This is a genomic window from Paraglaciecola marina (assembly GCF_004360155.1).
Taxonomy (GTDB): domain Bacteria; phylum Pseudomonadota; class Gammaproteobacteria; order Enterobacterales; family Alteromonadaceae; genus Paraglaciecola; species Paraglaciecola marina.
The window spans coordinates 44,077-69,150 of record NZ_SAIS01000008.1; the positions used below are offsets into that span (position 1 = coordinate 44,077).

The window sequence follows — 25,074 nt, forward strand, 5'->3', positions numbered from 1 at the left end:
GCATTATTCATTTTTGCGAAGCCATACCAACTTTTGTTATTTTGTGAGTCAATTTCAGTGGAGTAGTCCTTGGATTTGGGGGATTGGATTTAGTAGTTTAATTCTAGCAATGCCAACTGGTTTGGTATTTGCCAGTTTTATTTACCCTCAATTCGATGTCTGGCAACATCTTTTTAATACCGTTCTGAGTGATTATGTATTTAATTCACTTTGCCTTGCATTTGGCGTTGGGGCTTTGGTTATTCTGATTGGGACGCCATTAGCATGGTGTATTTCTCGCTATGATTTTGTTGGACGTAAACATCTACAATGGCTAGTGCTACTGCCAATGTCCATGCCAGCTTACATTATTGCTTATACATATACAGGAATGCTTGATTTTGCTGGGCCCACCCAATCTTGGTTACGAAGTCAGTTTAATTGGGAGTATGGCGATTACTATTTCCCAGAAATACGCTCCTTAACTGGCGCTATTTTAATGTTAGCTTTAGTTTTGTATCCATATGTCTATTTGCTAGCTAGAACGGCATTCAATGAACAACCTAGGAGTTTAGAAGATACAGCAAAAAGCTTAGGGGTATCTTCATATACTTATTGGTTTAAAGTCGTTTTGCCTTTGGCTAGACCGGCAATACTTATGGGGACTGCCCTAGCAATGATGGAAGCATTTGCTGATTATGGTACGGTTCAATATTTTGGGGTTAGCACTTTTACAACTGGGATATTTCGAACCTGGTTTGGCTTAAATAATGGTATGGCTGCGGCCCAATTAGCGGCAATGTTAACTGGCTTTGTGATTTTACTTTTGTTTGTAGAATACTTTTCTCGACGTAAGGTTAAATATTATTTCCAAAGTCAAGTGGCCAAAACGAAGCAAAGGGTTAAGCTTAATAATGGTGCGGGTTTAGTCGTCTTTGTCTTATGTTTTATCCCCGTGATATTAGGGTTTTTATTACCCTTTGTTCAGCTAATGAACTGGGCAATAGATACTTTCCATGAGCAGTTTAACCAAAGCTTTTTAAAATTAGCCTGGAATAGCTTTATTTTAGCCTCTATAGCTTCAATGGTAGCAGTATCGATAGCACTATTATTTGGTTATGGAAAAAGACTAAATCAATTTAAGTTTATTCAGGTATTAGTTGGAATGGTAAGTTTAGGATATGCCGTGCCAGGTACAGTGATCGCAATAGGCGCATTAATTTCATTAAGTTGGTTAGATTTACGATTAAATGAAGTGACAGAAAGCTTGTTTAACATAAGTGTTGGTTTGGTACTTTCAGGGTCCCTGTTTTCTTTAATCTTGGTTTACAGTAGCCGGTTTTTGGCCGTAGCCTTACATAATATTGAAACCGGTTTGGCTAGAATAAAGCCTAGTATGGATGATGCAGCTCGCTCTTTAGGTTATAAGCCAATACTCATTCTTAAAACTATACATATCCCCTTGCTCAAAACTAGTGTGTTAAGTGCATTATTGTTAGTTTTTGTTGATGTACTTAAAGAGTTACCGGCAACCTTAATTTTAAGACCATTTAACTTTAATACCTTATCTATAAAAGCGTTTGAGCTTGCATCGGATGAACGCTTGGCTGATGCAGCTTTGCCAGCTTTAGCGATTGTTTTAGTGGGTGTTTTGCCGGTCATTTTGTTAACAAAAATTATTGATAAACCCGTCCATGATTAAACTATCTTCTGAGAACGCAATGTTAAACCTCCATCATGCTAGTGTTGCATATAAAAATGAAGTGGTTGTGGATAACGTTAGTATAAATCTGTTAGCAGGACAAATTGGTTGCTTATTAGGCCCTTCAGGTTGCGGTAAAACCTCTATATTAAGAGCTATAGCTGGATTTGAAAGGCTCTCATCTGGCAGCCTAGCTTTACGAGATACAGTGGTAAGTGATACTCATGTTATGGTGCCAGCAGAAGCTCGTAAAGTTGGTGTTGTGTTTCAAGATTATGCATTGTTTCCTCACCTTACAGTTGCTGAAAATATTACTTTTGGTTTGCATCAACAACAAAAAGCACTCAAACAACAACGAATGTTGGAACTATTAAAGTTAGTGGGGTTATTTGGCTATGAAAATCGTCGTCCTCATGAATTATCTGGTGGCCAACAACAAAGAGTTGCATTAGCAAGAGCGATGGCTCCTAAACCAGATTTATTATTGTTGGATGAACCTTTTTCAAGTTTAGATGCCGAATTACGAGATGATCTTGCAAAAGATATACGTAGCATATTAAAGCATGAAAATACTACTGCACTTATGGTTACCCACGATCAGCATGAAGCCTTCGCTATGGCTGATCTTATTGGCGTGATGTCGGCAGGGCAGATATTTCAATGGTCTAATGCATATAGTTTGTATCACAAACCGGTGAATAAGTTTGTGGCTAGCTTTATCGGTGATGGCGTCTTTTTAAAGGCCCAAGCGCAACCCCATAATATGATAGAGAGTGATTTGGGAGAGTTTGAGCTTAGCTCTGAGTATTCTTTTAAGGTGGGGAGCAGATTAGAGTTTCTGGTGCGTCCTGACGATGTTATACACGATGATAGCAGTAATACTTTGGCTAAAGTGGTTTCGAGGTCTTTTCAGGGCTCGCATATTTTGTATGAGTTAGAGCTGCAAGTTGAAAGTAAACAAATAGTGTTATGTCTAGCTCTTAGCCATCATGACCATAGGGTCGACGAAATGTTTGGTATTCGCTTAGATATTGAGCATTTAATTGTATTTACAACTGACATTTGAAGCGAGTATAGAGCAGTCGAAATTGGGTCCGAGAAGGGCAAATTTCTATGATAGTAAACATATAAAACCAACCTACTTGAGGCCAACATGTTATCAGCAATAAATAAGTGGTTTACACAGCAGTTAGAGCTTAACGAACAATCAAACAAACCAAGTATAGAGCTAGCAACAGCCGTTTTGTTATATGAAGTAATGCGCGCTGACCATAAATTTGAACAAAGTGAGGTTAACAACTACCAAACGCAATTGAACAAGCACTTTTCCTTGTCCGAATCAGATTTAACTGCTTTATGTGAATTGACTAAGATAGAGGCGGAAGATGCGATTGACTACCAACAGTTTACGCGGGTATTGAATGATTTTTATGGGCCAGATGAAAAACGAAACGTATTAGACTCTTTGTGGTCAATAGCCTACGCAGACCACGAATTGAGTCCCGATGAAGAATACACTATCCGAAAAATTGCAGATTTGTTGTATATCCCACATAGAGAGTTTATACAAAGTAAACTAGCTTCTAAATCATTGTAATATTCCGTGATTCTTTGTGATGTCTGCAATATACAACAGCTTTATAGTCTTTAAATTTGAATATTTTTTTGGATATTCAGTATCAATGAAATGGATGTTTTAAGTTATTAGTCTTCGAGTCTTGCCTAAATTGATAGTTCTCTAGGCTTTAGGTATTAAAACGATTTAATTGAATTAAGTTATCAGTCCAAAATTACAAATTTTAAGTGTCTTCAGAATGAAACATTTTTGACTTGAAAGTTGAATATTTTATTTTTTTTATTTTTAAGTTGTTGAATATTAAAAGTAATATATCTTTGGCATGATCTATGAATTGTGTTTTGAGATAATCATACTCAACTTGAATTGGTTCCTCGGGTACATTTATGGATTGAGAGTATGGTGAAGAGAATTAGTGTATTTATATAAATATTGACTGCATTGGCGTTTGCAAACGATAGCATTAGTTCTTTTTAATTAACCAAGGTTAATTTAATTTTGGCACGGATGCCTTATTTTAAAGTGAATTACATAGGTAAAAGGAATGAGAAATGCTAATCGTGTAACTGAAATTTTTTTCTTGGCTTGGTGTTTAATATTAGTTTTTTCTAGGCCAGTTCTAGCAACAAATGTATTAATTGAAAAACTTGATCTGGATAAAGATGGTCATATAACACTCAGAGAGTCAGTGGTTGAACCCAAAATCCTTGCAGCTTTTGGAACAATTGATTGCAATAATGATGGTAAAATTAGTAAAACTGAACTTAAGAAAGCCAAAATTACTATCGTGCAGAAAGCAAGCACGGTAGAGTCTGACTGAAAAAATAACTAAACGAATAACTTATGTAAAAAGGCCGAAGAACTCGGCCTTTTTACATAAATGGCTAATTAAAAATTAATTTAAGGATATGGTTATGCAACTTAGCTCGTTACGACAACTTACATTTGTAAGTTTTGTAGTGGTGTTAGTGCCCTTAGCCATGTTGGTTGGCTACAGTCAACTCACCTTTGGTGAAATAGGTGAAATTGCTAACGATGAAGCAGAGTATTCTGTCAATTTAGTTCGTCGAGTAAGCAAAATGGAAAATTTGTCTATCGATATAGAAAGATTGGTTCGACAGTACAATATACTAGAAAAGAAAGCGTTGAAGGACTTAATTGATAAGTCTGTAACTCGTTTCGTAGATTATAAGGATTACATTTGCCAGCAAGTAATCGAACAACAAAATTGTGTGGCTTTAGATGAAAGATTAGGTTGGATTGTTAATTTTTCAGCCGACGAAGATCAGCTTTTGTTGGATGCACAATTTGCAGAGTTTAGAAATCGGCAGTCAGACTTAGTGGTTCAAATAGATGCGCAATTAGATGAACGTATTCATGAACAGCAGTTGTATGTGAGTTCTGTAAGGCAAACTCAATTTTGGCTCACTGCATTTTTAGTGAGCATATCATTTATATTAATTGTGATTGGTATAAACACTATTTTAAAACCAGTGATTAAGCTAGAGGAAGTGATTAGCGCGATTGCAAGTCAAGATGAAAACTTACCCAATGTTTCTAAATCTGGCCCCAAAGAGCTTATTTCACTGGAGCATAAACTCCATGGTTTAGCGTCAAGGTTATCGCAGTTGGAAAGTCTTCGTCATGCTTTATTGCGCCACGCATCCCACGAATTAAAAACCCCTTTAGCTAGTATAAAAGAAGGGTGCTCATTATTAACAGAAGAAGTGGTGGGGGCTTTAAACGAACAGCAAAAAGAAGTTTTACAGTTACTAAACAGCAGTACAGACAGACTGAATCTATTGATCGTGCAATTACTCGATTACAATATTTTATTGCAACAATCTAAGCCAGTATTTTGTGAGTTTGATACACAGACTTTTTTTAATGATTTTATTACAGATAATAGGTTGGCGATTCAGCAGCATGGTAATGAAATTAATATGCAACTAGATATTTCAGTTTTATTTGCCGATGAAAAGTTGTACCGGAGGATAGTTGATAACTTATTGTCTAATGCTATTGCCCATGGAAGTAAAGGTAGACCAATTGATATTCGTATTTATAGTGATGGAGATATGCAAATATTGGACTTCTCTAACAGAGGGACGCCAATTGAACCAGAACAAAGAAGTTTGCTGTTTCAACCATTTAGTCGTGGTGAAGGGGTACGCAATGATCGTGTTACGGGCTCTGGCTTAGGGTTATCTATTGTATCTGACTGTGCCAAAATGATGTTCGGTAAAGCATTAATGGTTGATGTTGATTACGCGGATGTGTGTATTAGAGTGCAAATACCAAATAATAAAGAAGTGAGTGTATGAAGTTAAATTTTCTATTTGTTTCATTGCTGTTTTTAATAAGTAGTTGTGAACTTTTACTAACTAATCAAACAGTTAGTCAACCAAAAAATACGCAGACCTATTGTATATGGGAAGTAAAACATACCAATATTGATTGTGATATTCATTATTGGCTAGGGTATTGGGCGGATATTGAAAGCATCGACTGGCCGGAGCGCAGAGCTAAAATAGACGCATTAGGCGAAACGGATGCTGATATCTTGAGAAAAGTATTACTTAGTCAGGGGAAAAGTACTCCTTATCAAAACCGTTTGAGAGCGCAGATGTGGGCTGATGTTGTTTTCCCAAAATTAAATGATGGTATGAGAGAATTTTTAAAAGTGGCTTTGTATACACCGAGTCAGAGTTTATTGGAATTGGAGTCTGCCCTGGTGACATTAAGTAAGATCAATACTCAAAAAGTAGAGAGTATTGAAGAATGGCGTTTACGATTAGAACAACAAAAGCTGAAATTGGAAGAGCAACAAAATCAAATTGAGCAATTGTTAAATATTGAGGCGTCGATGTTAAAAAATGGGCAAGAGGACAAACAATGAGTCAATCCAATGAATTAGATCCAAGTGTACTGTTAGTGGATGATGATGAAAATTTATTAAGATTAATGACAATCAGGCTACAAGGGGAAGGATATAACGTACAAAGTGCATCTGGGGGGAAGGAAGCATTAAAATTGATAAGCGCACAAAACTTTGATGTAGTACTCAGTGATTTACGAATGCCGGGCCTAGATGGGCTAAGCTTATTTGAAGAGATGATGGCGCTAAGGAAAGATATCCCGGTCATTTTAATGACAGCTCATGGCACCATTCAAGATGCCGTTGAAGCCACGCAAAGAGGGGTATTTGGTTTTCTTGCAAAACCAATAGATCATGATGAGTTGCGTACTTTAATGACAAAGGCAGTGAGTCAGAAGTCTACCCTTCAAAAGGAACCATGGTGTGAGAGTATTATTACTCGCTCCATGCAGATGGAGCAACTTTTAGATCAATCCTTTCGTGTTGCCCAAAGAGATGTCAGTGTACTAATAAGTGGTGCCAGTGGAACAGGAAAGGAGTTATTAGCTGGCGCTATTCATAAGGCGAGTAAAAGAGCAGACAAAGCTTTTGTAGCAATTAATTGTGGAGCCTTACCTGAAAACCTCCTTGAATCAGAGTTATTTGGCCATGCTAAAGGAGCCTTTACTGGTGCTATCAATGAACATAAAGGTCTCTTTAGAGAAGCTGATGGTGGAACGTTATTTTTAGATGAAATCGGCGATATGCCAATACCATTACAGGTAAAATTATTAAGAGCACTTCAAGAACAAATGATACGTCCTGTGGGGGGAAATAAACAAATTCCTATTGATGTTAGAGTGATTTCTGCTACTCATAAAAATTTAAATAAAGAGATGGCAGATGGGAACTTTAGAGAAGATTTATATTACCGTTTAAATGTTGTAAATCTCACACTACCTACATTGAGAGAGCGTTCAGAAGATATTCCATTGTTAGCAAGACATTTGTTAAAAAGTAGTGCGGCTAGGCACCAAGTTAAGGTAAGTCGCTTTTCAGATGATGCATTACAAATATTGACTACATCACAGTGGCCCGGAAATGTTAGGCAGCTAGTGAATGTTGTTGAGCAATGCGTTGCTTTAACGCATACGCCTGTGATTGCATCTCATTTAGTGGAGCAAGCTTTATCGGCAACAGATAAAAAATGGCCAACATTAACTGAAGCTCGAGATGCGTTTGAACATCAATACTTACTTAAATTATTAAAAATGACTGATGGTAACGTGACTCGCTCTGCAGAAATTGCAGGCAGAAATCGTACCGATATGCACAAGTTAATGAAAAAGCATGACTTGCAATCAGCTGACTTTAAGAGAGCCTAATACCATAGGGAATTAAAGCATTTGTTTAATTGTTTTCTGATTAGTAAAAATCACTGTATTTTGAAGCTAACTTCCTTACAATACGCGCAATTTTGTTGAGGTAGCAGGCATTAATGCGAATTGCTTTGGGTATTGAATATAACGGGGCTCCCTACCATGGGTGGCAGCGACAACAGAGCGTAACCAGTGTGCAACAGCATGTTGAGGAAGCTTTATCTAAGATAGCTGACGAGCCAATTAATATTGTGTGTGCTGGGCGCACAGATGCAGGTGTGCATGCGACTTGCCAGGTTGTTCATTTTGATACTCTTTGTCAACGCCCTGATAAAGCGTGGACAATAGGGATTAATCGTTATTTACCTGATTCAATCGCAGCAAAATGGGTTCAAACCATGGATGAGAGTTTTCATGCAAGGTTTTCTGCCACTGCTAGGCGTTATCGTTACATAATTTATAATAATCGTATGCGTAATAGTATCTTGGCTAAGGGGGTGACGCATATTCATGCTGATCTTGATTCTCAATTAATGCATGATGCAGCGCAATTTTTAGTGGGTAAGCATGATTTTAGTGCATTTAGAGCCGTCAATTGTCAAGCAAATACGCCGGTCAGGAGCTTAACGTATATCAGTGTTAAGCGTTTTGGAGACTATATTGTAATTGATGTCCAAGCTAATGCATTTTTGCACCATATGGTACGCAACATTACAGGTTCTTTATTGGTTATTGGTCAGAAAGAACAGCCAGTTACTTGGATGAAAACAATATTAGAGGGTAGAGATCGAACTAAGGCTGCTGCTACAGCAAAACCCCACGGTTTATATTTAGTTCATGTTACCTATCCAGAAGAGTTTACTTTGCCAAATCACCCATTAGGGCCACTTTTTATGGCTGACTAAACTTCTAAGACCAGTTTAAGTTTCGTGATAATTGTAGGATGTGATTTAATAGTGGCTCTTTTGATCTAATGATCAACCATGACGCTCTCGAATAGAAACAAAAAATGCGTTGTATATTATCTAAATAGTTTCAATTTGTTTTTCGGACAGATTGTAAAGTAGGGTTTTGAAATGAGTTGGATAGAAAAAATACTACCGCGGACTAAGTCCTCTACCAAAAGTAATGTTCCAGAAGGTATCTGGACTAAGTGTGGAGAATGTGATGCCGTTTTATATAAAACTGAGCTAGAAAAGCAGCTTGGCGTATGCCCAAAATGTGATCACCACATGAGAATTACAGCACGTGCTCGCATCAATAGTTTTCTTGATCAAGGTGAGCGTCTGGAGTTAGGGGCTGAATTTGAACCACAAGATATTCTCAAGTTTAAAGACTCAAAAAAATATAAGGATCGTATCAGCGCAGCTCAGAAAAAGACTAATGAAAAAGATGCATTAGTTGTAATGCAAGGTAAGCTGCAAGGTATGCCAGTAGCAGTGGCCGTATTTGAGTTTGCCTTCATGGGAGGCTCTATGGCGTCTGTGGTAGGTGCTAGGTTTGTTAAAGCTGTAGAAGCTTGTTTAGAACATAACATGCCGCTTATTTGTTTTTCTACAAGTGGTGGGGCGCGAATGCAAGAAGCATTACTGTCTTTAATGCAAATGGCAAAAACAAGTGCTGCCTTGGCTAAAATGAGCGAAAAAGGTTTACCTTACATTTCAGTGTTGACAGACCCTACTATGGGAGGAGTTTCAGCTAGTTTAGCCATGTTAGGTGATGTCAATGTGGCAGAACCAAAAGCATTGATCGGTTTCGCTGGCCCTCGAGTAATTGAACAAACGGTTAGAGAAACTTTACCAGAAGGTTTTCAAAGAAGTGAGTTTTTGTTAGAAAAAGGTGCCATCGACATCATTGTTGATCGTCGTGAGATGCGTGATAAAATATTTAATATATTATCTAAACTCCATCATCAGCATCATTAATGTCCGATATCTCTACTCCGACACGTTTAGAACAACACACCTGGAATTTGGAGACTTGGCTAAAATATTTAGAGTCGATTCACCCTAGTAATATAGAGCTAGGGTTAGATCGTGTTTCCCAAGTCTTTAAAAACCTGAACCTTAGTTTTAGTGATAAAACAGTAATTACCGTTGCAGGAACAAATGGTAAAGGCACAACCTGTGCCTTTATTGAACAAGCATTATTATCAAAAAAACATTCGGTTGCAGTATTTAGCTCTCCACATCTAATTGACTATCGTGAACGTGTTCGAATTCAGAATAAAATGTTACCAGAAGCGAGTCATTGCCTTAGCTTTATGCAAGTAGAGATAGCCCGTAAGGATATTGCTCTAACCTATTTTGAGTTTGGTACCCTTGCAGCTTTGTACTTAATGTCACAATCAGATGCCGACTATATTTTGTTAGAAGTTGGGTTAGGGGGGAGGTTAGATGCTGTAAACATTATCGATCCTGATTTAGCCGTTATTACGAGTATTGGTTTAGATCACCAAGATTGGTTAGGTGAAACTAGAGAAGAAATTGCCATCGAGAAAGCGGGCATTTTTCGTTATAACATAGATGTAGTAATAGGTGAGCCTGAGCCACCAAAGACCTTACTTGACGAAGTGAAAAGATTTCAAGTTAAAGCTTATTGGCAATCAATAGATTTTGAATATTTCGTTGATAATAAAGGGTTTCATTGGGAAGACAATGTAAAGCAGCATCAAGGTATTTCTAAACCTATGATACCGGCACAGAATGTTTCAACAGGTTTAAAAGCATTAGCATTATTAGGTCAAACATTTAACGACGAGCAACTTTCAAAAATAATTTTAAAAACAAAGGTGATGGGTAGAAAACACATTATACAATCTGCGCCTACTGTATTACTTGATGTCGCTCACAACCCTCAAGCTACAGCTTTGTTGGCTAAGGAAATTGAGGAATTAGGGACTGGTTATAACCGTGTTATCGCAGTTATTGCTATGTTGGCTGATAAGGATATTAAGGCTAGCTTAAGGCCAATGGAAGATACTGTTACAAGTTGGTATTGTGCAGATTTAAACGTTCCAAGAGGGGCATCAGCAAATGTCATTGCATCTCACTTAACATCGAATAAAAAAGTGGTAAACTTTGATTCCGTTATTGAAGCTTATAAAAGTGCTCTAGACTATGCACAACAAGAAGATTTGGTTGTTGTGTTCGGTTCGTTTTTCACTGTGGCTGAAATATTGAATTTAAAGGGGCTTTCCCTTATTGAAGAGGCGTAACCAATTGACTTCGGCATTACAAAACCGGCTGGTAGGCACGATCATTGTCGTGGCAATAGCAGTAATATTTCTACCGGATTTGTTAGACGGTAAAAAGCAAACGACACAAAGTTCGTTTGTAGAACTCCCCCCTACACCAGCAGCTCACAAAGTAGAAGTTCCAAGTGATATAGATGTTGACAGAATTAAAGGCATTGCAACTCGAAAAGTTGAGGTCGTGTCAGAGCAAGCGTTAGATGATCCTCAAAACGAAAATGTGCCGGTGAAAACAACCAACCTAGGGATTAATAAATCTCAAGATTTAAAAGCAGTAAAACAGAAAAATAATAAAAGTGAACTTGAATCTGAACCTAACACCACTCCAGCTAAGGATAAAGCTATCGAGTTAGGGCGATTAGAAAAGGATACGATTGTTGAAGAAAGCTCGAAAACCTCCAAGGTAAGTGCAGGTTGGGTGGTACAACTAGGTAGTTTTCGCCATAAGAAAAATGTTAATGATTTACTCAATGTACTAGAAAAAGCGGGATATCGCGCATTTAGCCGCCCTGTTACTACTAGTTCAGGGGTTTTGACTAAGGTTTTTGTCGGCCCAGATTTACAAAAAAGTAAATTAGAAGAGTCATTGTCACATTTAAAAGAAGTGACCAAATTACAAGGCAGAGTGACTCCGTTTACTGTTCAGTAATCTAACAGTAAAATTAGTAGGATTTTCATTTATCCTTTTGATAGAATGCGCGCGATTTTAATTCTTTGATTTATAAACTAATTTATTGACTAAATGGTCTATATTTCATGCCTACAGAGCAATTTTAAAGAATCTTATGAATTGGATAGACTACACCATTATTGGTGTGATTATACTCTCCGCTGTTATTAGCTTGATCAGGGGCTTTGTTAAGGAAGCGATTTCCCTCGCAATCTGGTTTAGTGCTTTTTTTATTGCTAGTCAATTTTATGCTGACCTTGCAACATATTTAACTCGGTTCGAGGATGATATGATCCGCAACGGTATTGCAATCGCCATCCTTTTCGTTGCAACCTTGATTGTGGGGGGGTTAGTTAATTATCTTATTTCACAGCTTGTGCAGTTCACAGGGCTGGGCGGGACGGATAGAGCACTTGGCTTGGTTTTTGGCGGCTTAAGAGGCGTGTTAATTGTTAGCGCCTTGCTATTCTTTTTAGATACATTTACACCCTTATCTGATTCTGATTCTGATTGGTGGGGGGCATCAATTCTTATTCCAGAGTTTAGTTTAATTATTGAGTGGTTTTTTGAGTACTTACAAAACAACTCTAGTTTTATAAAGCCCATATAAAAAGGTAAATCGCATGTGTGGTATTGTCGGGATCGTGGGTAAAAGCCCTGTTAATCAGGCCTTATACGATGGATTAACTGTTCTACAGCATAGAGGGCAAGACGCTGCAGGCATTGTAACTGTTGATAATGGCGTATTTCACTTACGTAAAGATAACGGCCTTGTGAGGGATGTTTTTCATACGCGTCATATGAAAAGGCTCACTGGACAATTTGGTATCGGCCATGCTCGTTACCCAACCGCTGGTAGCTCTAGTTCTGCTGAAGCTCAACCATTTTATGTTAATTCACCTTTTGGGATTGCCTTCGCTCATAATGGTAATTTAACCAATGCACATGAACTTAAAGATGAAGTGGCTCAAGTTGCAAGACGACATATTAATACAACATCTGACTCCGAGCTTTTATTAAATATTATTGCCCACGAGTTACAAAATTGTGCTGGGTTACATTTAACGCCTGAAGAAGTTTTTACCGCAGTTTCAGCGGTGCATAAAAAAATTAGAGGCGCATATGCCGTTGTTGCGGCCATAATTGGCAATGGCATGTTAGCATTTAGAGACCCATTTGGGATACGGCCATTAGCACTAGGGAAACGTAAAACCGAATTTGGTGATGAATATATGGTGGCGTCTGAAAGCGTAGCTCTAGATGCTGTCGGGTTTACCTTTATTCGCGACGTAGAACCTGGTGAAGCTATTTATGTTACAGAGGCGGGTGAATTGCATACACAGCAATGTGCAGACAACCCAGTTAATGCTCCTTGTATCTTTGAGTTTGTTTACTTTGCACGACCAGACTCTTTTATTGATGGAATATCTGTGTATGCTTCTCGGGTTAATATGGGGCGTAAGTTAGGCCAAAAAATTGCTAAAGAGTGGGCCGATAAAGAAATAGATGTTGTCATCCCTATCCCAGAAACCTCTACAGATGTTGCATTACAAATAGCCATTGAATTGGATAAACCTTATCGACAGGGGTTTGTTAAGAACCGTTATATTGGCCGAACGTTTATCATGCCCGGACAAACTATGCGTCGTAAATCTGTACGCCGTAAGTTGAACGCTATACCGTCCGAATTCAAAGGTAAAAGTGTGCTTTTGGTAGATGATTCTATTGTTCGTGGAACCACCTCAGAGCAAATAATAGAAATGGCAAGAGAGTCTGGGGCTAAGAAAGTATACTTCGCGTCAGCCGCACCTGAAATTCGTTTTCCAAATGTTTACGGTATTGACATGCCCTCCGTTAATGAATTAATTTCATATGGCCGTGAAATACATCAGATTAGTGAACTGATTAGAGCTGATGGTTTGATCTTTCAAGATATTAGTGATTTGGTTGAGGCGGTTCGTGAGTTAAACCCAAATATTAAACGTTTTGAGACATCTGTATTTGACGGTAACTACATTACTGGAGATGTTGATCACCATTACTTACAGCGTATTGATGATATGCGAAATGAAGGGGCTAAAAATAAAGGTATTCAAACTGAATTGAGTAACTTAGAAATGTACAATATGAGTCAAGATTAACGGCTGTTAAGTTGCTGTTATCTGCCATTTTAGAAGGCCACTTCATTTGAAGTGGCTTTTTAGTTTAAGGATTTATTAGGAGATATCGCTATATATGAATTAGCCCGAATAAACGGGGCCCATACCTAAACTCCATAAAATAACAGAAGCGGCCATTAAAATAGCTAATAAGACTAAACCACAGGTCACCACTGAACTGGCGTATATAAACCCTTTGCCCTCAGGAATGTGCATTAATATGGGTGTACCTGTATAGAGTAAATAAACAGAATAAGCTAACCCTACCAATCCAATGACCATGACAAACCAAAGTACCGGATAAAATGCAGCGAAGCCAACCATAAATAGTGGAGTTGCAGTGTAAGCAGCAAGTTCTAAAGATTGAGTATAGGATGGATTCGCATCAAAAGTTTTAGCTAATTCATGAATTAGAATTGCCAATGCAATAACACCTATCATTAAACCAAAATACATACCTATACTCATAAATGCAGCGCTTTTTTGAGTTAGTTTAATAACGTCTCCGACACCAATGCTCCAACCTAAATGGGCAGATGAGTAATAACTCATTAAGGCGGGTATTAGTGAAATGATCGCTATGTGACTTAAGCTGTAAAAATAACTCTCGTGGCGATCATCAATTGAATGCCATTCTTCATTAGGGTGAGCATAAATACCCCATAGGTGGTTTAAAATCATACAATTACCTCTTTGATGTTATCGGAGACAAAACAATTAAACAAAAAATATACATTTAATTAACATTTATTGTGTTTGAGTAAAGTTTAACCGTCAACCTTTTTTATTGATTTGTTTGTATGTTTTTTGAACGTGGGGTAATTGAGAGTATAGATTTTTAGGTAACTAGCAGAAAATTCTTACAGCTAGTATTTATACAAGACTGCATTTATGAGAGTTTCTTCACGAGATCTTGGGTCTTCAGTTTTACCTGTTAATGTTTCCCAAAGCCCTAAATCTGCCCGTGACCACCATAAAAAGGGTCTAGATATTTGTTGTTCCTGAATATTGAAGCCAGTCTTTTCAAGCAAGCTTAAATACTCTAAGTCTGTTTTTTGTACATGCATAGGATGTCGAAATAACACTCTAATGACCATTGAATGGATATACCTGCGGCAGGACTCAGCAAACATTAAGCAGCCACCAGGTTTGAGCACTCTGTAGATTTCTTTAATGGCAGACTCTTGATCAACTATATGATGGAAAGTTTGATGACAAAACACCATATCCACCGAATGCTCATCCAGGTCAATTTGTGCCGCATTGTTAATTAAAAATTGAATATTAGATTTGCACTTTTTAGCATTAACATCCGCTTTGTTTATTAAATCCGGGTCCACGTCTAAACTAATAATAGTATCTGGAGAGAAACGAGCATCTAACTCAACAAGGGAATGCCCAAACCCTGAACCGATATCTAAAATAGTGTCAAATTCTTTAGGTTTATCTGCTGGAATAAGTGTTTGCAAATCATTGAGAGCCCTTTGTAAAACATGAATCAACCAAGTATCAGTATTCAGAAACCAGTCTCCAAATTTGGTTTCTCTAACCCATGCTTTTTTTATATCTACTTTTGCCAAAGTTAAGTCCTATATTTATGAGGTTTTGAGTTTTAATGTTTTGGTAACTTCGAGGGCTGCTTTGTGAAATTCGATAACTAATTCCATTGTGCTAGCTGTTAATTTTACTTCTTTCTCTCGTAATATATCTAGGACTTGATTAGCTAGATTTGCGAGCTGATTAGCACCAATGTAGGCAAGAGACGGGCTATATAAGTGTATGATTTTATTTATTTTATCTATATCACTATCTTTAATAGCTTCAGTAAGCTGATGTAGACTGCTTTCTAATTTAATAAAATCATTGACTAGTTCCCAATAGGAGTGATCATCTAATCTCAGTTGTTGTTTGGCTACGGCGAAGTCAACGTGCGTTAGAGACAGAGCTTTGAAGTGTGAAGCGCTAACTTTAAGTGGCGTAAAGTTAGTGACTTCACTTTTAGCTGATAATACGTTAATTAATACTTTATATAAGTAGTCTGGATCGATCGGCTTAGTAATGTGAGCATTCATGCCCGCATCTAAGCTTTTATTAATATCACCAGCCATTGCATGGGCTGTCATGGCGATAATAGGTGTTTTTAGGTGTAATTCATTGCGTATTTTGTAAGTTACCGTCAACCCATCCATTACGGGCATTTGAATATCCATTAAGATCAATCCATATCGCAAAGGTGCCTCTTTGAGCATTTGTAAAGCAATTTGGCCATTTTCAGCCACTGCAATATCAGCATTAGTGTCAGCTAAAAAGCCTTTAGCAACCTTACGGTTTAATTCATTATCTTCAACCAATAAAATATTTATATCACAAAGGTTAGGAATTTTTGGGGCCCCTATCTTTTTGGTAGAGGGTATTTTCTGGATTTTATTGGTTAATCTAAGAATCGCATTCAACAAATTACTGCTGTTAATTGGCTTTTGTAAATAAGCGTCAAGGCCGAGAGGTTTACCTAATTCTTGTAGGGTATCCATATCGTAAGCGGAGAGCATTATTATCTGCGGTTTGGGGGAAAATGATTGTTTAATAATTGATGCTACTTCGATACCATCAATGTCTGGCATTTTCCAATCCAAAATTATTAATTGATATGGAGAGTTTTCTTCAACGGCTGAACGGATTTTGTTTATTGCTTGGGTTCCATTTTCCGCAACATCGGGAGTTATATCTAATCTGAATAAAGCATTGGAAGCCGCCTGTCTAGAAAGCTCAACATCATCCACTAATAACACCTTCATCATGGATAAGTGTTCTTCAGATAGGCTTTTGGTTTGTTCTCCATGAATTGCTTCTGTTACTTTTATTGTAAAATAAAATGTTGAGCCTTGACCTAATAGGCTTTCTGCCCAAATCTCTCCCCCCATTAATTCTACTAATTGTTTACTTATGGTTAGACCTAACCCAGTTCCGCCAAAGCGCCGAGTGGTAGACTCATCTGCTTGTGTAAAAGGGTCAAATAGTGTGTCAAGGTGAGATGACTTGATACCAATGCCCGTATCTTTTACTGCAAATTCAAGTAAAACTTTAGACTCTGAATACTTTTTGTTTACTGACACAGACACCACGCCATGATGAGTAAATTTGACTGCGTTACTAAGTAAGTTGTTGAGTACTTGTTGAATACGCAAGGCGTCACCTTTTAATAAGAGGGGCACATCTCTGGCAATGTATTCAATTAGTTCAAGGTCTTTTTTTTGTGCTTTAAGAGTGAGTAAGCGCATGGCTTGATTGACCACTTTGTCTAATTCAAATTCGACACTCTCAATATGCAAATGACCAGCTTCAATTTTTGAAAAGTCTAAAATATCGTTAATTACTACTAGTAAAGTATTAGAAGACTCTTCTATTTGTTGCAAATTGGTATCTTTTTGATGCTGACTTAAGGATGGTTTTCGGTTTAACTTTGTTAAGCCAATAATAGCATTAATAGGAGTGCGAATTTCATGGCTCATTCGAGCTAAAAATTCTGATTTGGCTTCCGAAGCTTGTTTGAGGTTAGACGAGTACTCTCGTAGCACACGTTTTTGCTTGCTAGAACGCCAATACATAAATAGGAGCAAAATGATAATAGCGCTGCTGAGTCCAATAAAAATTAGCTGATAGATATGTTGTTGCTGGTGTAATTGTTGAGATAGCTCCAAATCAGAGATTTGTTTATCTTTCTGCGCAAGCTCTAAACTCGCACGGCTGAAGGCCAGTTGTTCAGCTTGTATAGCATTAAAACTTTTTTCTTTGAGGGCTTCATACTGTTTGAAATATTTAAGAGCCATGCTTGGTTCTGATATCATTTCATAATAGTTGGCTAGCCCTTTAAGTGCTCGTCCTTGATAGTTACTGAAATTGTACTTATTTGCCTGAATCAGTGCTTGTTGAAAAAGAGGTAAGGCTATAGTTTTTTGATTATCCTTTAATAAAATTTCCGCTTTTAAGAGGCGAAAGTGTAGCTTACCAAGTGTAGTAACATTGCTCTTCGTTAATTCAAGTTGCTTATTTATATAAGATAAAGCAACTTTGTAGTTTTTTAATTTTGATTCAGCAAGAGCTGCATAAGAATATATATCGACACGTTCTTCTTCTGGGGTGTTTAGTATTTGCAGTATTTTAGTCGCACGTACACTGGCTTCTTTGTAGCTCCCTTGTTTGATTAAGCCTGAAATAACAAAGCTATAACCTTGCTCTTCATAATATAGATTTTTCTGGACGAGTGCTTTTTGTACTAGAGTTTGGCCTATATCAATTAAACTGTCAGCCCAATCATCATTTTTTGCATACACATTCCCAATGGCTTGTAGGTTATGAAGTACATATTTGCTATTAAGCTGTTCGTGTAATGTCAAGCTCTTTGTTAATAACGCCAAAGCATCAGCATCAAAATCTAACAAAAAATTAATAATACCTTGTTTCCGAAAGGCTTCAGCGAGCTGTAATTGGTTATCAGTGTTAAGGGCTAATTTTTCGGCTTTTTTTGCTTTAGCGTAGGCGTCGTTTAAATTATGGTTGAGGAGGTCTACGTGGGCTTGTAGGTTTAGCAGACGAGATTCTTGGTTATTATTTCCTGCTTTTTTTATTAATATTGTTACTTCAGATAATAAACTTTCTGCCAAGCTGATATTTACTAATAAATTAATTTCGGCTTTATCTAACAAGGCTTTAACTTCAGCATCATTTGCAAAGGCTGGTAGACAGTTTAATACCGACCCTAGTAGACATAAGACTACTAGGTATCTAAATTTATTCATAAGCTGTGGTGGTTAAAGTTAATACTAATTAGCGTGAGATATTTGTATGGAGTCTGCTCCTTCAGCTTCTGCCCTTTGAGCCATTGCTTTTGTGTCATTTTTTACACATATTGCAACGTCTTCTGGTGTCAAACCACAACTTTCAGCCACAGCTTGCGGGTCGGCTAAATATTTCTGTTTTAAAGCTTCATCTTTATCTAATTCTATTAAAAATGCGATTAAAGGATCTGTCATTTTATTCTCCATTGATTTAATGTATTAACGATTGCGATAGGTTTTGTTCTTTTTCATTAGCTGTTAAGCCAAAATCTTGTGCCACACTTTTTAGATCTGCCATATTTTTGTCTTAACACATCATTTTTATCGATTGCTATCAAGGATGCGATTAAAGGGTCATTCATAATATTATCCAGTGATTAATATATTAACGATTGTTATTGGGGTTGCTTTTTATTAGCCGTTGTCTGCGGATAATTCTTGTTTAAAGGTATCTGGTGTTAGGCCAAATTTTGCCATAGTTTCAGTATCATATTCTGGTAAACCCAAGCCCGGAACCACTAGGGTACTGATGGTATTAGGCACAATATGGCCGAGTTCATTTAAAGGTATTTCATCAATTCGCGGCGCTACCAAGGGAATAGTCGCGGCCTCGTAAACAATCACTTTGTGATCAGCCGGGTAATACTTAAGTAACTCATCCATTAATACAGCTAAACCCGGGTGTTCGGTTTTATTTTCAGGATGATTAAACTCTGCGATACAGCCAATCTGCCAGATTATTTGTAACATATGTGGGTCAATTGAATAACGACGGAATAAAAATTGAGTCGCTTCGTAAGACTGACAACCAAAACGAGCTGGGTCTAGTCCTAAGTCGGCTACAAGGCAGTCTTCGGCTGATATTCCCGGTAACATTCTTACGCTAAACCCTTTATTACGGAGTTCATTAATAGCATCATGGGAAGGGTCAACAAATACCCCAGGGTGGCCATAGAAAGCTGCGACCACTCTTTTACCTGATTCTACTTCATCGACGATACGCTGTTTCATTTTCTGGTAAGTGACTAAACGTGAAGTATTAACGTCATAGAGGTCTCGTAACGAGATGGTGTTGCTATTAATATTTTTTAAATTGATAAACGCAGACTGAGTAACTACAGACAATACGATATCAGCATTTTTAAGGACACTTTCTGTGATGAGAGTCATTTGCCCTGAGAGAGTAATTCCCGTGCCTACAATCGTTAATGAGCCTTGTTTGTTAGGGCTGTCTGCCATCTTTGTGTGACCTTTATATATGAAATGAAGTGAAGTGAGATATTATTTTACCAATGTAATCAGTAAATTAACGCTAATGCAAGAAGTTATAAAGAATCGTTATTAAACTAGGACATTTTTGTTTTCTAATGGAATTGCGCGCATCAATTTGTTAAGTCTTTGAGCAATCGTTAAGTGAGGTAGCTAGCGTTGTAAATGATTTTCAACTATGGCAACGCTAGCGGTGTTTTATTAAATAAAGATAAGCCTTATTATCAATACCTATTTATTACTTTAGAGGTTCAATTTACAATAAATTAATGTTGTAAATTGACCATAATACGGCCTCTAATTTTACCTGCTATCAAGTCTTCTGCCGTTGTTACTACCTTATCTAAGCCTATCTCAGTGCCAATGGAGCCTAAGTCCTCATCAGTCAATAGATTGGCTAACCTAGCCCAAGCTTCTTCTCTGTCTGCAATAGGGCGATACACACTATCTATGCCTACTAGGGTGACTCCACGTAAAATAAAGGGGGCAACACTTGCTGGAAAGTCCATTCCTTGCGCTAAACCACAAGCCGTGACTATGCCACCGTATTTTAAGCCTGCACAAATATTAGCGAGTGTATGACTGCCAACTGAATCTACCGCGGCAATCCAACGCTCTTTGCCCATAGGCCGTCCAGCGTCAGATAGGGTATTTCGATTAATAATCTCTGCTGCACCCAATGCCTTTAAATACTCACCCTCTTCAGGCCTGCCGGTTGATGCAATAACTCGGTATCCGAGTTTAGACAATAAAGTAACAGCAAAACTGCCAACACCTCCATTAGCACCTGTTACTAATACGTCACCTTTCTCAGGTGTTATGCCATGACGCTCTAGTGCAATTACTGATAGCATTGCGGTATAGCCAGCTGTCCCAATTGTCATAGCTTGTTTTGCTGATAATCCTGTAGGTAATTTCAGTAACCAATCACTGTGTAGACGGGCTTTTTCTGCAAGGCCTCCCCAATGGGTTTCACCTACACCAAAGCCGTTTAGTAAAACCTTATCACCTGCTACAAATCTACTATTGTCACTTTTAGTGACAGTACCTACTAAGTCTATTCCCGGGACCATAGGGAAGTTTTTCACTATAGGCGCTTTTCCAGTGATAGCTAAGCCATCTTTATAATTAAGGGTACTGTAACTAACATCGATAGTGACATCTCCTTCAGGTAGTTGTGAATCATCTATTGGGCGAACTGATGCTGTATATTGTTCGTTATTTTTTTCAATTAAAATGCCTTTGAACATAATTAACTCCAATTTAGACTGATCGTCTATTAATGTTTAAAATTAAGCAGCGACTCCTAAATAAATATGATTACCCACAGGCTCAATAAAGCTGAATTACAAATAAGCTGTAGTCAACTAAATCCTCATGTAACATTATTTTTAATTAGCAATAATACTGCTGACAAACGTATCGATATATAAATCCAGTGGCTGCACTGATTCTAAAAGTCTTGCTCGCATTACCGCACCTTCCCAGCCTATCCAAAAGTACTCAGCGAGTTGAATGCAATTAACATCGGCTTTTATTTCAGAATTCTGCTTGGCTGCGAGTAGGCAATTTTCTATTTTTATTTGCCAAACAATGAAAATATCTTGCAGTTTTAGCCGGTAACTTTCTGGTAAAATAGCGATTTCTTGTCCCAAATTCCCCACTAAACAACCCCGCTTGAATTCAAATTTTACTATGCCTTGTTTAGCATCATTACTGAAATTCATAATCCGTTGCAGGGGAGGAACAGTGTCATCCAATAAATATTTATCAAGCTTGGCGGCAAAATACTTGGCGTAGCTGTCGACTACTGCATGGCCGAAATCCTCTTTACTTTTAAAGTAATGATAAAATGAACCTTTGGGTACGCCTACATTTTTGAGTATTCCGTCAATGCCTGCAGTCGCAAAGCCACTTTCAGTTAACACTGCAACACCGCTGCGAATTAACATGGCTCGAGTATCACTACCGTCACGGGAGGATTTAGGTGGACGACCTCGGCGAGGTTTTGGTTGTTGGTTTAATTTATTTTCCATAAAATTAATTATAGACCGATCGTCTAATTAATTGCAATTGTAAGTTCTTATAAAGATAGAAATTTATTTAATCGGGCTTAAGAAGCGGTAATTAAAAGTAAAATAAGAGAGTACCTACTTGGAGTAAAGCTAGTATTGAGTGGTAACATTAATTATTAAACCCCCTTAATTAGCGCTTGTTTGCTCTTCATATATACGCATAATTGGGCCATCAGAACCTAGTGTAACTATTTTTAGCAGCAATATTAATCTTCCAGACTGCTTATTTTTAAGTGAGAATTTAATTGAGTACCCTTGAGTTATTAGCGCCAATCAATGCTTTTTTACAATGTGAAACACCTCAAGCTTGGATTGATGAAGCTATTAGGCCAGAGAATTTGTCAGTTCTGTTAGTTGATCATGCCAATTGCGAGTTGAAGGCTGCGCAAACAGCTATGTTATTGTTAAGACGATATGCAGTGGATAAAGAAAGTGGTGAGGCATTATTAGCTTGGCTTAAACCTTTCGAAGATTTTGTTTATCGTAAAATCGGTACGGGTGATTTTAGTCAGCATGTTAATTTATCAAAAAAATTAATTAGTAGATCTAACTTTGAGCATGGTGATGAGCTAATTAGTAAAATGGTTTTGCTAATAAAAGAAGAGTTGCACCATTTTCAACAAGTTTTAGAAATTATGCAAAGTAGGGGAGTCGAATATGAAAACCTTACAGCGGCGCGTTATGCTCGTGGCCTAATGAAGTATGTCCGTACCCATGACCCTGTAAAGCTAACAGATACCTTAATTTGTGGTGCATACATTGAGGCTCGCTCGTGCGAAAGGTTTGCTAAGTTAGCCCCCTATTTAGATGAAGAGTTAAATAAATTTTACGTGTCATTATTACGATCTGAAGCTAGGCATTTTGAAGATTATCTTTCTTTAGCCCAGAGAATTTCAAAGGAAAATATAACAGAAAGAGTGTCCTATTTCGCAGAAAAGGAAAAAGCCTTGGTTCAATCAAGTGATCAATTGTTTCGTTTTCATAGCGGGCCACTTGCAGCAGAAGTGGCCAGTTAATAGAAACAGGCTAGTTACTCGTTAAAGGTATCATATTGCCTTTTGGTGTCTGTGGCATTTCAGGTTTTCTATCAGGCTTATATGAGTTGGCTAGTAGGGCATTGGCCACATTATTCGGAATAAAGTTTTGAGCGGTAGCCATAACAGATTTAGAGCTAAAATCAATTATCCTAGCGTTAACTAAGTATCCGTCAGTATGTTTCAATAGGGTACCGCCTACTACAAAGTTGGCGGGTAACTTTGTCCCAAAATCTTCATAGTCTTTACTAAACGCAAAGTCTCCTTGCTCGGTAACGCGAATATAGCCTGTAGTTTTAAAGTCAATGACGGGTATGCCATGTTTATGTACTTCGTGTATAAGGCTCTCCGCAATCTGATTGCCAAGTAAACTTGATTGATTATAGTCACTATCCAACATAACAAAGCTAACAACTGCGACTGGTGTATTGGAATTAACATCTTTAAGATTCGACATTAATTCATTAGTTAGAGTTTTTACATAGTGGTTAACGTTGTGAGTAGATGGGTCAAGGTATGCTACTTGTGGCTTATCTACCTTTGACTTAGGCTCTTTAGAACTCACGACTTCTTTGTTCGTGAGTTTATTTTCAAAGTGTTTCTGAAATTGTAAACTGGATTGCAATGGCACAGTGCTTGGATCGTCTTGTCCCAATTCAGCTGAGTAATCATTGTTGTCATTATCATCACCAAAATTGAAGATAGAACAACCACTAGTAAAGCTTATTAATAATATTAATAGAGGGTATTTCATAAAATGCTTCCTAATAACCATTGCGATAAATTTGATTATTTTTTATTGTAACTTTGGTTGCACTCCACATGGCATCATTTGGCACATAATCTGTGGCTGCAGCTAAAATCATGTTTTCTGGTACTTTAATTAGCCTAATATTAACTAAAGTACTGCTTTCTTGAAGGGTGTAGGTTCCTGTTAAAAAGTAGTCTGCCGAAATACTTTCAGCTAGCTCTTTAATATCTCTGCTCAACATTTCGTCAGCTTGTTTTTGGATTTTAATAGACGGCATAGCTTTGAATTCCACCACACTTAACCCCGCCTGTGTTATGAAGGTCATAACGCTTTCTTGAATTTGTAAGCCAAGGCTAGCGTGAGCAGGCAATTGTTGGCCGTTATTGTGCTCTGTAGGTAAAATAGTGCCCACTGCTATATTGCCCGATGTGTCAAATGGTTGAGATGTGCTGAGTAGTTGTCTGACAAGCTTTTCGACATGGCCATGTAATGTATTCGATTGGTATTCTTTTGTAAGCTCTTGATTACTTTCTTGAGTTTCATTGTTGCTGATTGAACTGCATCCTAATAGGAGTAAGCCAATAGTAGCTATTAAATAGTAATATTTCATTCGGTTCACATGTTTTGCCTTACACAGTATATTGTCACTCAGCAATAACCGCGCCATAAAAATTAGCGGTTATAAAGAGATAAAGTAAATAATTCATTGAAATAGTATCCCTAGAATTAATGAGATAATAGAATACTTGTTTAGCTCATTAAAATGATGGATTGTAATGAAAGCCCTAGATTTATTATTAAACAGACGTTCGCAACCTAGGTTGCAGGCTCCTGCTCCTGCTGGTGTTGTATTAGAAAATATAAAACAAGCTGCCTTAAGAGCTCCGGATCATGCGGCGTTAACTCCTTGGCAGTTTATTGTTTGTGAAGGAGAAGGGTTAGTTCGACTTGGTGAGCTATATAAACAAGCTGCGATACAATCAAACAAATCAGAAGCTGATATTGCACGGGCGACTCAGTTACCTTTGCGAGCGCCTATGGTTATTATTGCCATTGCTAAATATACAGAACATGCAAAAGTGCCTTGGGTAGAGCAAGTGGCTTCAGCTTCTTGCGGAGTTCACGCTATGCACTTAGCTGCAATATCGCAAGGTTTCGAAGGGGTTTGGCGCACAGGCAGTTATGCCCAAGACCCAATTGTAAAAAAGGCTTTAGCGTTAACTGATAAAGATGAAATTGTAGGCTTTTTATATCTTGGTACATCAGTACTTCAACCTATGCAAAAACCTACCTTAGATAGCCATGATTTTTTTAAAAGCTGGAATTAATCATGAAATGAAAGCTTAGCCGCCTGCAGAAACTCTTACTTGGTTTCTGCCAGAGTTTTTAGCGGCATTTAATGCACACAACCTTAGATAGTGCTTTTTAAAAAGAGGCTAATTGCTCTTTATTGTCTTGGTCTACCTTTCAATATGCTACTAGAAGTAGAGACTGGCTTAATGAAGGTGGGGTAAGTACCGTTACGCAGTATGGTT

At 37.7% G+C, this 25,074-nt stretch carries 24 protein-coding genes; 15 read left to right on the plus strand and 9 right to left on the minus strand.

The window, feature by feature from the left end:
- Positions 1 to 109 precede the first annotated feature (109 nt).
- The 13 genes from EOK74_RS12280 to purF all read left to right on the plus strand — a co-directional run bounded on the left by EOK74_RS12280 (position 110) and on the right by purF (position 13,557).
- Positions 110 to 1,681 (plus strand): ABC transporter permease, encoded by a 1,572-nt coding sequence (locus EOK74_RS12280; protein ID WP_133470475.1) that lies wholly within the window; start codon positions 110 to 112, stop codon positions 1,679 to 1,681.
- Positions 1,682 to 1,700: 19 nt separating this feature from the next.
- Positions 1,701 to 2,747: an ABC transporter ATP-binding protein gene (locus tag EOK74_RS12285; protein WP_133470476.1), complete on the plus strand. Its 1,047-nt coding sequence runs from the start codon at positions 1,701 to 1,703 to the stop codon at positions 2,745 to 2,747.
- An 87-nt stretch (positions 2,748 to 2,834) separates the two neighbouring features.
- Positions 2,835 to 3,278: a tellurite resistance TerB family protein gene (locus EOK74_RS12290; protein ID WP_133470314.1), complete on the plus strand. Its 444-nt coding sequence runs from the start codon at positions 2,835 to 2,837 to the stop codon at positions 3,276 to 3,278.
- 523 nt (positions 3,279 to 3,801) lie between these two features.
- Positions 3,802 to 4,077: an EF-hand domain-containing protein gene (locus EOK74_RS12295; protein ID WP_133470315.1), complete on the plus strand. Its 276-nt coding sequence runs from the start codon at positions 3,802 to 3,804 to the stop codon at positions 4,075 to 4,077.
- A 94-nt stretch (positions 4,078 to 4,171) separates the two neighbouring features.
- Positions 4,172 to 5,581, plus strand: a complete 1,410-nt coding sequence (locus tag EOK74_RS12300; protein WP_133470316.1) for a sensor histidine kinase — start codon at positions 4,172 to 4,174, stop codon at positions 5,579 to 5,581.
- Positions 5,578 to 6,156, plus strand: a complete 579-nt coding sequence (locus tag EOK74_RS12305) for a hypothetical protein (RefSeq protein WP_133470317.1) — start codon at positions 5,578 to 5,580, stop codon at positions 6,154 to 6,156. The genes EOK74_RS12300 and EOK74_RS12305 overlap by 4 nt, the downstream gene beginning before the upstream one ends.
- Positions 6,153 to 7,499: a sigma 54-interacting transcriptional regulator gene (locus tag EOK74_RS12310; RefSeq protein WP_133470318.1), complete on the plus strand. Its 1,347-nt coding sequence runs from the start codon at positions 6,153 to 6,155 to the stop codon at positions 7,497 to 7,499. The genes EOK74_RS12305 and EOK74_RS12310 overlap by 4 nt, the downstream gene beginning before the upstream one ends.
- A 113-nt stretch (positions 7,500 to 7,612) precedes the next feature.
- Positions 7,613 to 8,398: a tRNA pseudouridine(38-40) synthase TruA gene (gene truA, locus EOK74_RS12315; RefSeq protein ID WP_133470319.1), complete on the plus strand. Its 786-nt coding sequence runs from the start codon at positions 7,613 to 7,615 to the stop codon at positions 8,396 to 8,398.
- 171 nt (positions 8,399 to 8,569) lie between these two features.
- Positions 8,570 to 9,418, plus strand: a complete 849-nt coding sequence (gene accD / locus EOK74_RS12320) for an acetyl-CoA carboxylase, carboxyltransferase subunit beta (protein WP_133470320.1) — start codon at positions 8,570 to 8,572, stop codon at positions 9,416 to 9,418.
- Positions 9,418 to 10,710 carry a bifunctional tetrahydrofolate synthase/dihydrofolate synthase gene (folC, locus tag EOK74_RS12325; RefSeq protein ID WP_133470321.1) on the plus strand — a complete coding sequence of 431 codons (1,293 nt, stop codon included), beginning with the start codon at positions 9,418 to 9,420 and terminating at the stop codon, positions 10,708 to 10,710. Before accD ends, folC begins: the two co-directional genes overlap by 1 nt.
- A 4-nt stretch (positions 10,711 to 10,714) precedes the next feature.
- The gene (locus EOK74_RS12330; protein ID WP_133470477.1) at positions 10,715 to 11,395 is read left to right on the plus strand and encodes an SPOR domain-containing protein; all 681 of its coding nucleotides are present in this window, start codon (positions 10,715 to 10,717) and stop codon (positions 11,393 to 11,395) included.
- A gap of 136 nt (positions 11,396 to 11,531) precedes the next feature.
- A complete protein-coding gene (locus EOK74_RS12335; protein WP_133470322.1) occupies positions 11,532 to 12,026 on the plus strand; it encodes a CvpA family protein in 495 nt (164 codons plus the stop codon).
- A gap of 13 nt (positions 12,027 to 12,039) precedes the next feature.
- A complete protein-coding gene (gene purF / locus EOK74_RS12340) occupies positions 12,040 to 13,557 on the plus strand; it encodes an amidophosphoribosyltransferase (RefSeq protein WP_133470323.1) in 1,518 nt (505 codons plus the stop codon).
- A 99-nt stretch (positions 13,558 to 13,656) separates the two neighbouring features.
- Here purF and EOK74_RS12345 read toward each other — a convergent pair whose 3' ends face one another.
- From EOK74_RS12345 to acuR, 7 genes are all read right to left on the minus strand, one after another.
- Positions 13,657 to 14,256, minus strand: coding sequence for a Yip1 family protein (locus EOK74_RS12345; RefSeq protein WP_133470324.1), 600 nt, complete (start codon positions 14,254 to 14,256; stop codon positions 13,657 to 13,659).
- A 185-nt stretch (positions 14,257 to 14,441) separates the two neighbouring features.
- Positions 14,442 to 15,155, minus strand: a complete 714-nt coding sequence (locus tag EOK74_RS12350; RefSeq protein WP_133470325.1) for a class I SAM-dependent methyltransferase — start codon at positions 15,153 to 15,155, stop codon at positions 14,442 to 14,444.
- Between the two features lie 15 nt (positions 15,156 to 15,170).
- Positions 15,171 to 18,371 carry a tetratricopeptide repeat-containing hybrid sensor histidine kinase/response regulator gene (locus EOK74_RS12355; protein WP_133470326.1) on the minus strand — a complete coding sequence of 1,067 codons (3,201 nt, stop codon included), beginning with the start codon at positions 18,369 to 18,371 and terminating at the stop codon, positions 15,171 to 15,173.
- Positions 18,372 to 18,395: 24 nt separating this feature from the next.
- On the minus strand, positions 18,396 to 18,605 hold the full coding sequence (locus tag EOK74_RS12360) for a hypothetical protein (RefSeq protein WP_133470327.1): 210 nt from the start codon (positions 18,603 to 18,605) through the stop codon (positions 18,396 to 18,398).
- A 219-nt stretch (positions 18,606 to 18,824) separates the two neighbouring features.
- Positions 18,825 to 19,649, minus strand: a complete 825-nt coding sequence (locus EOK74_RS12365) for an SAM-dependent methyltransferase (RefSeq protein ID WP_133470328.1) — start codon at positions 19,647 to 19,649, stop codon at positions 18,825 to 18,827.
- Positions 19,650 to 19,945: 296 nt separating this feature from the next.
- Positions 19,946 to 20,929 (minus strand): acrylyl-CoA reductase (NADPH), encoded by a 984-nt coding sequence (acuI, locus tag EOK74_RS12370; protein WP_133470329.1) that lies wholly within the window; start codon positions 20,927 to 20,929, stop codon positions 19,946 to 19,948.
- A gap of 141 nt (positions 20,930 to 21,070) precedes the next feature.
- Positions 21,071 to 21,715 carry an acrylate utilization transcriptional regulator AcuR gene (acuR, locus tag EOK74_RS12375; protein ID WP_133470330.1) on the minus strand — a complete coding sequence of 215 codons (645 nt, stop codon included), beginning with the start codon at positions 21,713 to 21,715 and terminating at the stop codon, positions 21,071 to 21,073.
- 284 nt (positions 21,716 to 21,999) lie between these two features.
- Between acuR and miaE the strand changes: the two genes are divergently transcribed.
- Positions 22,000 to 22,770 carry a tRNA isopentenyl-2-thiomethyl-A-37 hydroxylase MiaE gene (miaE, locus tag EOK74_RS12380; protein WP_133470331.1) on the plus strand — a complete coding sequence of 257 codons (771 nt, stop codon included), beginning with the start codon at positions 22,000 to 22,002 and terminating at the stop codon, positions 22,768 to 22,770.
- Between the two features lie 10 nt (positions 22,771 to 22,780).
- Here the strand turns inward: miaE and EOK74_RS12385 are convergent, their stop codons facing one another.
- Together EOK74_RS12385 and EOK74_RS12390 are read right to left on the minus strand one after the other, a co-directional pair.
- Positions 22,781 to 23,542, minus strand: a complete 762-nt coding sequence (locus EOK74_RS12385) for a FlgO family outer membrane protein (RefSeq protein WP_133470332.1) — start codon at positions 23,540 to 23,542, stop codon at positions 22,781 to 22,783.
- 10 nt (positions 23,543 to 23,552) lie between these two features.
- Complete coding sequence (locus EOK74_RS12390) at positions 23,553 to 24,149, minus strand: FlgO family outer membrane protein (protein ID WP_166638762.1); 597 nt, start codon at positions 24,147 to 24,149, stop codon at positions 23,553 to 23,555.
- A 166-nt stretch (positions 24,150 to 24,315) separates the two neighbouring features.
- Here EOK74_RS12390 and EOK74_RS12400 point away from each other — a divergent pair, with 166 nt between their 5' ends.
- The gene (locus tag EOK74_RS12400; protein ID WP_133470333.1) at positions 24,316 to 24,867 is read left to right on the plus strand and encodes an NAD(P)H nitroreductase; all 552 of its coding nucleotides are present in this window, start codon (positions 24,316 to 24,318) and stop codon (positions 24,865 to 24,867) included.
- Positions 24,868 to 25,074: the final 207 nt, after the last annotated feature.